The following is a 14,008-nucleotide window of genomic DNA, read 5'->3' as shown; positions in this document are numbered from 1 at the left end:
GCATTTAACAAAATGCTGGCTTTAAGCCTTTTTGAGATTATACCATTTCCAGCATGGCACTCTCCACATGATGTCCTGACAAATCGCCAGCTAAGCTATATTCGTTCATAATACAGACATTTTGCTCCTACTTAAGCAGGTAAAGGACACCCTGGGGGTGCCCTTTACCGTAAATACACTCTTCTATTCTAAAATTTTACGAGCCACGAAACTTAGATCCAAGATATCAATCTTACCGTCGCTGTTTACGTCCATATGCTTGATTTGTACCCAATCCGCACTATCCGAAGTCTTGCCATAGTTAGCGGCAATCATCGCAAGATCTCCGATACTTACCTTACCGTCATGGTTTATATCACCTGAAGGTTCCGGAGTTATAATATCTGCCGTAATCTCAACCTCAGTCGATAATGGAGTCGCCTTCGTTTCCGCTCCCGTGTTATCACCCATCGTGGTATTCGTCACAGATACCAATGCCTTAACCGATTGCTCCACCGTCTTGGCTTTAAAAGTTATCTCTAACAGCTCGACATCCGATGCAATTGCATGTGATGCGCCTGAGCTCGCCATAATGAATCGAAGCTTACCAGCTGTATCCTTTACTGTCTCAATAAGACCAACGCCTTCCTCCAAGGACTCTGCCGATACAAACTCCAACAGATTGGCGTCGTAATCCATAAGAATATCGAGCGCATAAATGCTGTCTTTCACCTCACGCAATCCCACTTGAACGGTGAAGTCCTCACCTGACTTAACACTACTTGGAGAAGATAGTGTAGTTTTAGCAAGATCTACGCTGTGAGGCGGTACGTGGTACACATTTAGTTCTGCAGCCGAGGCTACACCACCTACACCTTGAACAGCTTCTAGGCGTAAATAAGCTGCCTTCGTCTTTTGGAAAATAGCGTTCTTCTCTTGACCATCGGCTTCCCATATTCCGCTATCTACCTTGGTAAAGTTAACTCCATCGATACTAGCGTAGATATTGTACTTGGTAATCACTCCATCACCCGCTTCAGAACCCGGAAGATACTTCAATTCGTTCACATCATAGCTTCCACCTAAGTCCAGTGTAATGGACTCTGGTAAATGTGCCGGTGTTAATGTCGTGTGCCATGTTGTGACTGGATCACCATCGAGCGCTTTGGCTGGTTCATGCCCCTCTTCGGAGCTGGTAGCGACCGCCGTCATCCCTGATTGTGGGATAACCTCTCCTGCTTCTACAACAAGCTCTGCTAGGTAAGCTTTACTAAACCTGAGGCTCTCCCCTAGACCATCACTTTGAACGGTGTAATAAATCCTGCCCGCTTCAGGGCCGAAATCTAGAGCTTCAAATGTGATCGCTCCATTTTCCTCGGCCAGCTGTTCTGCCAGAACCTCTTTAGTATCCAAAGATTTGTATAATCGAACGGTTTGCTCTTTTCGGACTCCTTCAATAACAACTCTATCCTTCGGACCTGCATTGTTCAGCGCTGTTACAAAATGCATCATAATATTTTCCGTCTTCGGGAGTGAAGCACTTTCGAACATCTGCCACTCATAAATACGTATAGCTCCCCAAGGCGATGATCCACTGTTATACACTTGTAATTTGAATTCCCGGGCAGTAATAGGTTCATCTAGAACCACGTCAGTTACTGCTTTTTTATTATCTTTAATTCGCTTCGCACTCACCCAGTTTCCAGTTCCATCCTTGTATAAAAGTTCAAAATCAATCGTGTTCATATTGCTTGCTTCTCCGCCGTATTCGGCATGCTCTACCCGCCAGCGGCGTATCGTTTTGGACTCGCCAATGTCAATTGTCATATAACCATTACTTTTATTCGTTGCTGCCCATTTACTGTTACCCGTAGCTGTTCCATCCAATGCTTTCGAGGCAGGTTCTGCTGCGTTTTCGAATGAGACACTTGTGATCTTGGCATTGAGCGCGACATTGGGTGAAGGAGGATTATGATCCACTTCACTTGCATCTGAATCGATTCCCCAGTTAAAAGCAACCTCCGCCCCATCACCGCGAACATAGTCCTGGTTCACAGGCACAATTTCGAGCGTAGTGATATTATCAGCTGACGCATTGGCCGTTGTTCTTGATATATTCGAAGTATAGAAATAATGACTAGGTGTCACACCTATGAGTGCTGGAACCCCATCGGCGTTCTTTTGATAGACTTCATAATGCATTACATCGTTTTGCGCAGACCATTGGATCCGGGCTTCTGCGTTCAGTGCGCTCTTCACCAATTGCTCTGAGACCTTTACATCCTTAGGAGCTGATAGGATCGCTGCCTTGGATTGATACACCGATAATTGCCCCAAATGAATTGCAGCATTCTCTAGCTTATCCGAGTTACTAATTTTAAGGCTTAGCGCATAAATCGTTTGCCCAGCTTCCTCTCCCAGATCAATAACCGCCTTCTTCCATCCCTGGCCGGCCTCAGGCAATACATAATGCTTCATCTGATCCGGTGCATAATCTTGACTGTACGCCACGCCTAAAGAAACATCGGCACCTGATGGATTCTGATAGACCACTTGAACCTTCGTCTGATCTGTAACCTGGAGCTTGGTGCTGTAGAGCATTGTGTCATTCTTAGAATTAGGACTCAATGTACCGCTGAATTTCAGGGAATTTCCTCCGTTGTATGCTTGATCAAAGTCATAGGATACATTTATTCGGCTGCCTTCACTACGAACCCACCAGCGCCATGTTGGCATAATATCTTGTACAGAACGGTTATTCCACTCCTGAGAGCTCGACAACTTCCCATCCACAAAATACTGTTTGCCATGCCCACTGTTAAAGTTGCTTATGAAAGGCATCTTGGTAATAACCGACGAATCGGTTATAAAACGTGCCATCCCCTTCCAGTTCGCAGAGTCATCTGCAAGGGTTGGATCACCTTGTGGTCCTGTCCATAAATATTTCTCTTTCTCATGGAAATCAGCAGGGTTAGCCGCTAAACCCATGGTCGAGTTCGGTGTATATAGAGCGATGGACACCTTCGGCTGTTTCTTCTCATCCAGAAGCGGTCCTGTATTCACCCTCGTGTTGTATGAGTTTTGTTGAATTTCAAAACCTGCATAAGCATCAAAGGGATCACGGTTATGACTCTTCATCGTAGCAACCGTTGTATTAACCTGATTAACACCCCAGTTATAGTTCATAAAGAACTCATCCACCGCATATTTGCCATCTGCCGCTGGCTTTACATACATATCGTTATTGCTGTTAACCGCATTTTGATGTGACACGTTTCCGTTATTATCTTGAGCGTCATACCAGCCGAAACGAATGTCTGATTTCCGCTTAACATAGCGCATCATTTCATTCATTCGTTCAGCAGTAGCTTTGTTAACGCCATATGTTTCTTGATTCATGAAATAACCATCAAAGCCAAAGTATTCAGCAACCTCAATCATTTTGTCTGCTACGGGAAATGTACCGTCCGTATTCTGCTGTGTAAAGGCTACGATTTCAGCAAGAGCTGCTGGAGATCCTGGCCCCCACGGAAAGCCCACGGTTGCATAGACAGGCACACCATTACGATGGGCCGCGTCCACAATATCCGGTGTCGGTATTGCGAAAATCCCCTCGTTCGTTCCAGCCCAGTAAATATATGAATCAAGCAGTTGCCAATTATCAAAAGCATACACATTAAACTCATTGCCACCGACAGAGCTTGCCTCATCATGATTCCATGTCGTAATTGCAGCGGAAGTAATGCCAGCCTCTGGATGAGCAAGTGGGTTCACCTGATGCCCTTTGAACCGATTCTTATTCAGAGGGACACTTGAGCGGTTTAGTTCTGCATCCGGATCATCATCAGGTGACCATTCCAGAAGTGTCTTCACCCTGAAAGCCGGAGCGAGTGGCTGTAAGCTGAGCTGAGCTTCATAATTCTCATTGACGACATCTGTTCCATCTCCGTCCACTGCAGCGTAAGCTCCTGGCGTTATCACAAAAGCAAGTAGGGAAAGAAACATAACCGAAGACAAAATACGTACATAAAGATGATTTCTAGTCTCCATTACAGGCCTCCTCGTACTACATAATGTGCTGCTTGAAATTAAGAGATTCATACGAGATTGGTAATACATCTGGCCTCCCTTCTTAATTTTGTATTCGCTTTCAAATTCATATGCACGATTCACTATGCTATACGTGGCAATAAATGGTTTACTGATTTAATTTACATATAATTGCAATATTTATGTGAATTGGGATATGTACTGTTAACTGTATTGTTGACTCATGGCTTTTTATAAGATCTTTTGTCAGATAAGTATGAGATCCACTACGGGTCTATATGATGTTACTCACAGACTTTCACGTACAGAATTTTAGGAACTAACAGAAACAAGTCTCGCAGCTTTTCAAATTCTTCAGAAGAGGTGATGTGGTTAATGAAAATGACTTCGCTCCCATTCATGACTAGCAAAAACACATTTAAACTGATTAGCATGGCACTTGCAATTACACTGGCCATCCCCATCTTTACGCCAACTGTAGCCCGGGCAGCAACAAACACAGCAACGAGTGAAGCTCCTCCAATTTCCCCAATTCCACAGTCTGTTGAATGGAAGGGCGATGGATTCAGCATACCAACGGAGGTAGGGCTGGTCACAGGGAGTAAGACCGATTCAGCAGCTATACAAACCGTTGAAGGCATTTTACGAGATGCAGGAGTGCAGAGTATTAAGCGTGTAACAGATTCCGAGACACCGAATTCGCCAGTAAATGTATGGGTCGGTGGGCCACAAGAAAACGAAGCTACAGTCTCCGCTCTTCAAGCATTAGGCGTTTCCATGCCTGATGATCTGAAAGAGGATGGTTACGTCTTGGCTTCTGGAGCAGATCAAAGTGGAAACAAAAAAATTGTACTTTCAGGCAGTACACCAACCGGAACCTTCTATGCAGCACAGTCGCTCCGCCAGATTATTACACGTAAAGATTCAGCACATACCATCCCAGCTGTTACCGTCATAGACTGGCCAAAAATGGAGTGGCGTGGATCTATAGAGGGCTTTTATGGTGATCCTTGGTCCCATCAGGACCGACTTAGCCAGCTTGACTTCTATGGACAACAGAAGATGAATATGTACATCTATGCGCCCAAAGATGATCCATACCACCGGGAACAATGGCGTGTTCCTTACCCTGCGGATAAATTAGCGCAGATCTCTGAACTTGTACAAAAGGCTCAGCAGAATCATGTGGAATTGGCATTCGCAATTTCTCCAGGTAACACTGTCTGCTTCTCAAGCGATGCGGACTTCCAAGCGCTTAAGGATAAAGCACAAGCCATGTGGGATATTGGCATAAGATCCTTTGCCCTATTCCTCGACGACATTGAAAAAACACTTCGTTGTAGCGCGGATAGATCGGCGTTCAACAGCGATACAAATCCTGTAGCTGCGGCACAAGCATTCCTCCTCAATCGCTTCAAAAAAGAGTTTATCGACACCCATCCAGGCGCACACCGTCTGATTACCGTTCCAACCGATTATTCAAATATTACAACAACCGCTTATATTAACCGCTTTGCTACGCTCGTTGATCCAAGCATTATCGTCCAGTGGACGGGACCTGCCGTAGTACCTGCTGGAATCTCTGTATCCGATGTCGATAAGGCCAAAGCTATTTATAAGCACGATCTACTCGTCTGGGATAACTATCCGGTGAATGACTACGCACGGGATCGACTTTTCTTAGGTCCACTATACAACCGTGATGCAGGGCTTGCTGATCATGGAATTATTGGCCTAACTTCCAATCCAATGAATGAGGCAGAGGCATCTAAAATTTCGCTCTTTACAATTGCTGATTATATGTGGAATCCGAAAACATTTAATCCCGAAACATCTTGGGCGCTCAGCATTAAGAGATTCGGTGGAGATGCCGCGAATGCACTGAAGACTTTTGCAGAGAACAACTACTCGTCACCGCTTAATGCTAAGGAAGCACTGACCCTATCCCCTTTAATCGATAACCTCTGGAGTACATTTATTGGTGGTGGAAGCTTAACCAATGTAGCAAACCAGCTCACTTCCGAATTCACCAAGCTAGAGCAGGCCCCTTCTATCTTGCGCAGTAGCTTAAATAATGCCAACTTCATTAAAGAGACTGAGCATTATTTGAAGAAGTATGAATTGTACGGAAAAGCAGGAGTCGAGGCTACCCAGATGCTACTATCTCAAAAACGCAATAGTAAACAACAATCCGCACAGCATAGAACTGAGTTATCTAAACTGACGTCCGAGATCAAATTAATTACAAAGGCCAAGGCAAATAAAGTGTTTGACGACTTCTTCGCACGTGCAGTTCGTGAGAACGATACTTGGCTTGGTGTTGGAACATCAACTCCGTTTCCGATCGTAACGATGGGGACATACCAGACGAATACGCCTGATAAAATGCTCGATGGCAACCTGAATACGTATTTCTGGAGCGATAACAGTCCCGCTGTAGGAGATGTGGCCGGGGTTGATCTGAATGAAATTCGGAACGTATCCAATGTACAAGTGCTTATGGGTAAGAGTGGCAGTGTGAACGACTACATCCGTCGGGGTGTTCTTGAATATTCCGTAGATGGAGCCAACTGGATTAAGCTAGCTGACCTTTCGGAGAAGGCTGAAGTCAGTGTTCCAGTTGACAATCAAAAAGCCAGATTTGTTCGAATTCGGGTAACGGATGCGCAGACCTATTGGGTCATCATCAGAGAATTTACGGTCACTTCTACAGCAATTCCAAAGATACCAACTGTCGTGATGACAGGGGAGGATACCGTCAAGGCAGGGGAAAACTTCACGGTGCAACTCGGAGTTGGAAACATCACAGATTCTGTATTTGCAGAGGACATCTCGATGGACTACAATCCGGAAATTATGGAGTTTGTATCGGCTGATTCATTATTGGAAGGTATAAGCCTACTAAATACCGATTCCAAAACACCGGGTAAGCTTCGTTTTATCGCAGGAAGTCTAGGGGCTGAACAAGGCATTACAGGTAACGAACAGCTACTTGAGCTTATTTTTAAGGCAAAAAACACAGCAGAACCAACAGACGGAGTACTCTCCGTCACAAATGCAACCGTGGCAAACCATGAAGGCGTCGAAACGCAGATTGCCTTGTCTTCCTTCCCTATTCACATCGATCCAATTGTTGCAGATAAATCGCAATTGAATGACCTGATCCTTGAGGCGAAAAAGGTACATGATGCAGCTGTTGAAGGCACTCAAACAGGTCAGTATCCTGCAGGATCGAAGCTACGGCTTCAGTCAGCAATTGATGCTGCTCAAGAAGTTATGAACAACGCCAATGCAACTCAAGCGCAGGTTCTTTCCGCTATTGAAGCATTGCAGCAAGCCCTTGAGCAGTTTAAAGCATCTGTGATTACCAAACGTCCAGAAGACATCAATAATGATGGAAAGGTAAGCATTGGGGATCTTGCCATTGTAGCTGCTCATTATGGTAAGACATCATCTAGCCCAGATTGGGAACAAGTGAAGAAATATGATCTGAACCATGATAATGTAATTGATATTATGGACTTAGCAGCCGTAGCATCCAAAATTATTGAGTAGCATGTAACGCAAAAAAAGATAGGAAGAGCGCTAAGCTCTTTCTATCTTTTTTCATCGCTCGCTCATATCAACCGGTACATATCGATATCTCTCAAGATCAATCAAGCCATCTTTACCGGGTATAACCCCTTCATCACCTAGATAAACGGTCTGCTTGAAGCGAGATTCATCATCCTTGATTGCAATTTCTCCTTTAGCATTCACGACCCGATGCCATGGTAGCCCATATGTGCTACTCATGGAATGCAGAATTCTTACGACCTGCCTCGCTCCTCTTGGGCTTCCAGCCATTCCAGCGATTTGACCATATGTCATGACATAGCCGGGTGGGATACTCTTTATAATATCAATTACTCTTGAAGTAAATGGATTCACTAGATCACGCCCTCTTGATCATTCATACTATATATTCACTCATAATGAGCTCGATATCAAATGGAGTAACTCCATTCTCCACGGAAAATATCATATCCGCCTGATCGGCTGTATCAACAATCTCACCTCTTGCCCTGGAATGAAGCATGAACAAGTCGTACAGGTCCGGCTTTCGTAGACTCGTCATGGCTTTTCCAATCAGGACCATCCCTTTCTGGTTCCCCTCCACATTATTGTAGTAATCAGGATGTCTCGTGAGAGATAGGTCTGTCCAGATCACGGTACGTTCTACCAGATCGAGAATGACAGGAATGGCAATCTGCGAATCAGCGGCGACATCGATCTTATTACTTACCGTTGATGGCTCGAATATTTCCCCAGATCCAGGCTTTTTGCGCATCATCCAACCTACGAAGCACTCTGGAAGATTACAATACGGCTGATCCGTAAAGGAATGTAGACTCGTTACAATATAACGTCCGCCATGACGGATGATAGATGGAATATGCAGATCGATGAACTCACATGCTCCTTGTGGCGCGGACACGATATCTCCACTATGGACGGCTTGGTAATGGGAAGATCGCAGGTTCGTGTAAGAAATATGCTCAACATACTTCCAATCTTGATCATACATCACGGCAGAAAGGTCAATATCTACGCGGCCTGTATGCTCGCCATCCACGTCCCCCTCTCTCCACCAGTTGAAGAATCGAATCGTGTCTCCCTCTGCCATGGGCACACGACTTCCGCGAACAATCGTATGCAGCGCTTTGCTAGCCGATCTTTGCGAGAATGGCACATGATAGTCCTTCAAATGTTCATCCATATAAACCTTACCCAGAGGCGGAAGCTCAGAGAACCGCTTGATAAGCACCTGCTCGCATAATTGCACGATGTCCTGACATGCTGCCTCCTGAATCTCAGGAAGTGTATTAGGGATAGCAAAGGCTTTGGCAACATTTCCTTTCGGGAAAAAGACGCGCAAATCCTCAGGCTTGCTAGACTTTTGACGGCGGGCAAAATGATTCTTCACTTGCAATAACACGGGTGTGGATACTTGATTAGCCACTTCACCGAATGCAAGCACGACGTACTCCGTATGCTCAGTTGATCGCAATAACTGATCCAATCTTCTTGCATATTCACCCGGACGCTTCATCAATAAATCAATTAAGGTCCAGACCTGATCATATTGGAATGCCAGTTCCACACTCCCATTGTAGGTCGCAAAGGGTTTGTTATTGCGCAAAATATCAAAAGCTTCCTCACAGCGCTTAAAGCGATGCTTATACTCTGAAGGATGTAGTATTTCGCCTAATCGAATCCAACGATCCTTATATCTCAACATATCCTCCGTAATCGGATGGCACTGCTCTAGCAATCCGAGGAACAATCGTCTCTCGGACCGCTTAAATTTACGGAAGCGTATGGCCTCAGCCAGACTGACATCACCATCCGACCAGGCTACAGCCAGACGAAGTACATCGGTTGCCGTCTTGAAGTAGCTTCCAACCCGATTTAAATTTGCCTTATCATGCTTCAATAATGAAGCTACTACGAACCCCACATTCTCCTTGAATGGAATTTCCGATGGAAGAATATCATCCAGATCGTCTGGGTTCACCCATTCGATCACCGCATCAATATCCTCTTTATCGGTCTGTGAGATCGATACCTTAGCTTCTATAAGTTGGCGTATCATGGTGTGAAACTCCGCGACACTTCCAAGATTAATCACTTTCAGTTTGACCTTATCTTGTAGTGGAGGTCTCTCTGCCGACGGATGCGCAGGCAAGTCACAAGTACAATAATGATATATCGCATTTAGATACAACTCCGCTTCATCTGCATCCATCACCTGCACAGGGAAGTCTGGATACATCGGCTTATACTTTACATGCGCGCCCACCATCACCTTTAAATTTGTAATAAGTTGATTGTATAACACTTCAAAATGATCCTTGGGTAAAGTGCGCATGGCTTTCAATAATTCATGGGACAATGTAAATCCTAGTGTTTCGATATTTTTCATCGCTGTTGCCAAAAAAGACTTCGAGAGTTGATCTGGCCCAGATTGTTCATTAACTATTAGTTTATTCGCTCTTCGTAAGTAGATCGTATTGATCATCATAAAAAGAGTCCAGGAAAGCCATATCCCTAATTTCATGCACCAATTTAGATAGAAGGAAGGAATACGATAGCCTGGACGCCTCCTCTCTGATTAGAACTCCTTCAGGAAAGCTGCGACCCTAATCACTTTAATTGAAATAGAAGGAAGGATCACAATAGCCTGAAGGTCAAGGATCCAAGTCCGTGTAACGAACTTTGATGCACTGATCATCCCATACTTCAGAGGAAGCCAACAGGGCGAAAGTATTACGATCTTGGAAAACTTAAGTTTAGATCATTTACAGCTCGCCCTCAAGAAACTGAATCAGGTACACTTCTGGCTGTTCGAGAAATTGTGTAAAGCTGCATAGATCGGCATACGTCTCATGCTCCACGTCATAGCAGCCGATCAGACCCTTCTTCTTCGGGTTCCACACCAACAGCAGATCCGAATAATTATCGATATTGGCGGATAACCGCAGCAGCTTTTGCCGGCCAATCTTCATCTCGATCGTATCGCTCAAGGTGAAAAAATCGATATACCTGATGTCATATTCATTATCAGAGAGCTCTAGGCGTAATTTATCTCCGGAAAGAAGCTGGACAAGCTCGTCATTTAGCTTATATTTTCTCATTTCATATTTTCTGTTTTCCATATCATGAAACGCTGGTGGCTCCAGCGACTTTAAGTAGTCTGCCATAACCTTATCCTTATTGCTTACAGCAATGGTATAGGCTCGCTCGCCGTCCTTCTCTGCTAGAGTGATGTCTGCGCCGCGTTCAACTAAAAATTGCACCATCGCTTGATTTCCCATTCTTGCTGCAACGGTTAGAGGGGTCGCTCGGTAAGGATAGACCATGTCCGGCTGATTATAATTAATGTCTACTCCATGATCGAGTAAATACGTTATGGTCTTGATATCATGATTGGACACGGCTTGACGCAATACCTCACCGCCATGCAGCTTGATATCTAATCCCAGCTCATGAATGAGTGGGATATTGCTCTTGTTACCATAGTAGGCTTGGGAGTATGCATTTGATCCGACGTGATTGTGCATATCCATTCTGGCGCCGTGATCTACAATGTATCGAATGATCTTGTCATTACAGTAGCGTACTGCTCTTAAGAATGACGGATTCTGAGGAACATTCAAGTTAACGCCTTGCTCCACAAGCAACCTAATCACATCGAATTTCTGACATATGAGCGCCAAATCGAGTGGACTTAAACTTATATGCTCACTTAGCGTGATTCTCTCTTCTATATCCCATCCAGCTTCAATTGCAGCCTGTAACTCTGAAATATTGTTTTTGTAGATATGCATCCCGATTTCTGGTAGCGTCTCGAACTTTCCGATATCTTTCAGATTAATCATCCTGTATACACTCCTACTCTATGTACTGTACCTTTCACAGCCCTTCATCAAGAGCCACTTCTTCATAACATCAAACACTTCTTGTCCTTCCTGCTCATACATAATAGCCACCTCTTGCTGATTGGCATAATTAAACCTTACATATCCGCCTAGGCTCTGATAGAACAGGTAGCAAGTATACTCTGTATCTATAGATAAATCCGGTGTGAATTCCTCCTGACACATGTTAGCCAGAACTGGTAGTGATAACCCATTCTTCCCATGTGGCAAACGTAAAAAGAGGTTACTCCGAGATCCTGACCATGGCTCATAATACATAGGTGTTTCTTGGAGGCATCCATACGACTGTCGGTATATATCATTCAAAACAGTGGCATAACCCATGTCGTCATCCAGCTGCTGCATCTGTAACGTTAGCGCCATTATATGGTCGGAGTGGCGAGGCAACCAGAGTAGTTGCTCCACCTCAGGATGCACCGCCAGAAAATCCCCGTCCACGGTGGTGCCTACTGCTATACATTCTCCAATCTGCTGCGCTGTAATTGGGCTATCCTCATCGTGCTCCCACAACTCGTACTCCACAAAAGGCTTAAGCACCTCGGAATCTGGGAGATGGACATTCATCCACCCGCTGTAGGTCCCTTCGCCGAATCGGCGCAAAAACTGGACATAACCTGACGGAAAAGAAATAATATATTCGCGTTCTAGTAATTGGTTCTGATGATCTGATAGCGGCTTTGGCTGAGATACAAGATACATATAATTCAGCGCCCCTTTATGTGTAATCGTTCTCTTCTCTATTAAATAAACACATGTTATTTTACCACAATTTGTATAATCATTACTGAGGCTTTGGTTTCAAACTGGATCAGCATACTGCCTTCTTCTCCTTCATACCAAAAAGGGCTTTTCCCAAGAGGAAAAGCCCCAATATTAAATCTTATTTGTCTAGCACGTATTTAGCGTGCAATCTGTAATGGTAATTTTCCATTTAGACCAAGAGCCTTCGTCGTTGAAGTATGAATTTCTCGAATCAACTCTGGATCATCCACGAGAGATATGCCGTAAGACGGTATCATCTCTTTTATCTTAGGCTCCCATGACTTTAAATGTTGTGGGAAACACTTCTGGATAACCTCAACCATAACCGAAACGGCAGTAGAAGCTCCTGGTGAAGCACCAAGCAATGCTGCAATCGAGCCGTCAGAAGCACTGACCACTTCTGTACCGAATTGAAGCGTACCCTTGCCACCCGTGGTCGTGTCCTTAATTACCTGCACACGCTGTCCAGCCACGACTAAATCCCAATCCTCACTCTTAGCGTTCGGAATGAACTCACGTAGCTCTTCCATCCGCTTTTCCTTGGACAACAGCACCTGTTGAATAAGGTATTTGGTTAAAGAAAGGTTCTTTGCACCCGCCGCGAGCATGGTGAACACATTGTTCGGCTTAACGGAGCCAATAAGGTCAAACATCGAACCCGTCTTCAAGAACTTCGGTGAGAAACCTGCAAACGGCCCGAAGAGTAATGATTTCTTATTATCAATAAATCTTGTATCCAAATGCGGTACAGACATTGGAGGTGCTCCAACCTTAGCTTTGCCATATACTTTGGCGTGATGCTGCGCGATAACTTCTGGATTGTTACATGACATAAACAACCCACTGATTGGGAATCCCCCAATATGCTTTCCTTCAGGAATACCCGATTTCTGAAGTAGAGGGAGGCTTCCTCCTCCTCCACCGATAAAGACGAATTTAGCGGTATGGCGTTCAATATTACCGCTTTCATTTCGTACTTTCAGTTCCCACGAACCATTGCTGGTACGCTTCATATCTTCAACACTGTGCTTGTAACGGATGTCGACCTTTTTCTTCTTTAAGTGCTCGAATAATATTCGTGTTAAAGCACCAAAGTTAACGTCTGTTCCTGTGTCTATTTTTGTTGCTGCGATCGGTTCACTCGATGTCCGTTCATTCATAATGAGCGGAATCCATTCCTTCAGTTTGCTCGGATCGTCGGAAAACTCCATGCCTTGAAACAGAGGATTTTGGGACATCGCGTCAAACCGTCTTTTCAAAAATGCTACATCTTTCTCTCCATGTACTAAACTCATATGAGACAATGGCATGATAAAGTCTTGCGGTTTACGAATAAGCTTACGATTTACAAGATAAGACCAGAACTGCATTGAATCTTGGAACTGTTCATTCACCTTAATGGCCTTGCTAATATCTACGGTTCCGTCCGGTCGTTCTGCCGTGTAATTAAGCTCACACAGAGCAGCATGCCCCGTACCCGCATTATTCCATTCGTTCGAGCTTTCTTCTCCTGCGCTTGCCAACTTCTCAAACACTGTAATTTTCCAGTCCGGTGCTAATTCTTTCAGCAGTGTTCCCAATGTTGCACTCATAATACCGGCACCAATCAAGATAACGTCTGTTTCGGTTTGTTTGCTACTCATTTTTACCGTCCTTACACGTTAATATTTTGAGAAAAGATGTAGCTCTTCTCCTGCTTAGGTTACACAGCTACCTCGTACACCTTTTCTGGATGA

Annotated in this window: 7 protein-coding genes; 1 reads left to right on the top strand and 6 read right to left on the bottom strand. The window is 44.5% G+C overall.

The window, feature by feature from the left end:
• Window positions 1-183: 183 nt before the first annotated feature.
• On the bottom strand, window positions 184-4,029 hold the full coding sequence (locus AC3WJJ_RS19295; protein ID WP_492543269.1) for an endo-beta-N-acetylglucosaminidase: 3,846 nt from the start codon (window positions 4,027-4,029) through the stop codon (window positions 184-186).
• 399 nt (window positions 4,030-4,428) lie between these two features.
• Between AC3WJJ_RS19295 and AC3WJJ_RS19290 the strand changes: the two genes are divergently transcribed.
• The gene (locus tag AC3WJJ_RS19290) at window positions 4,429-7,584 is read left to right on the top strand and encodes a beta-N-acetylglucosaminidase domain-containing protein (protein ID WP_492543267.1); all 3,156 of its coding nucleotides are present in this window, start codon (window positions 4,429-4,431) and stop codon (window positions 7,582-7,584) included.
• Between the two features lie 51 nt (window positions 7,585-7,635).
• Here the strand turns inward: AC3WJJ_RS19290 and AC3WJJ_RS19285 are convergent, their stop codons facing one another.
• From AC3WJJ_RS19285 to AC3WJJ_RS19265, 5 genes are all read right to left on the bottom strand, one after another.
• Window positions 7,636-7,959, bottom strand: coding sequence for an MGMT family protein (locus AC3WJJ_RS19285; protein ID WP_492543265.1), 324 nt, complete (start codon window positions 7,957-7,959; stop codon window positions 7,636-7,638).
• 22 nt (window positions 7,960-7,981) lie between these two features.
• Window positions 7,982-10,093 (bottom strand): cytoplasmic protein, encoded by a 2,112-nt coding sequence (locus AC3WJJ_RS19280; RefSeq protein WP_492543263.1) that lies wholly within the window; start codon window positions 10,091-10,093, stop codon window positions 7,982-7,984.
• Window positions 10,094-10,370: 277 nt separating this feature from the next.
• Complete coding sequence (locus AC3WJJ_RS19275) at window positions 10,371-11,450, bottom strand: ankyrin repeat domain-containing protein (protein WP_492543261.1); 1,080 nt, start codon at window positions 11,448-11,450, stop codon at window positions 10,371-10,373.
• A gap of 18 nt (window positions 11,451-11,468) precedes the next feature.
• Complete coding sequence (locus tag AC3WJJ_RS19270; RefSeq protein WP_492543259.1) at window positions 11,469-12,209, bottom strand: SMI1/KNR4 family protein; 741 nt, start codon at window positions 12,207-12,209, stop codon at window positions 11,469-11,471.
• 200 nt (window positions 12,210-12,409) lie between these two features.
• Window positions 12,410-13,915 carry a malate:quinone oxidoreductase gene (locus AC3WJJ_RS19265; protein ID WP_492543257.1) on the bottom strand — a complete coding sequence of 502 codons (1,506 nt, stop codon included), beginning with the start codon at window positions 13,913-13,915 and terminating at the stop codon, window positions 12,410-12,412.
• Window positions 13,916-14,008 lie beyond the last annotated feature (93 nt).

Source organism: Paenibacillus sp. FW507-14B1B, from assembly GCF_058781425.1.
Note: the sequence above shows the minus strand (reverse complement) of the source record. Positions and strands in the feature narration are given on the sequence as shown.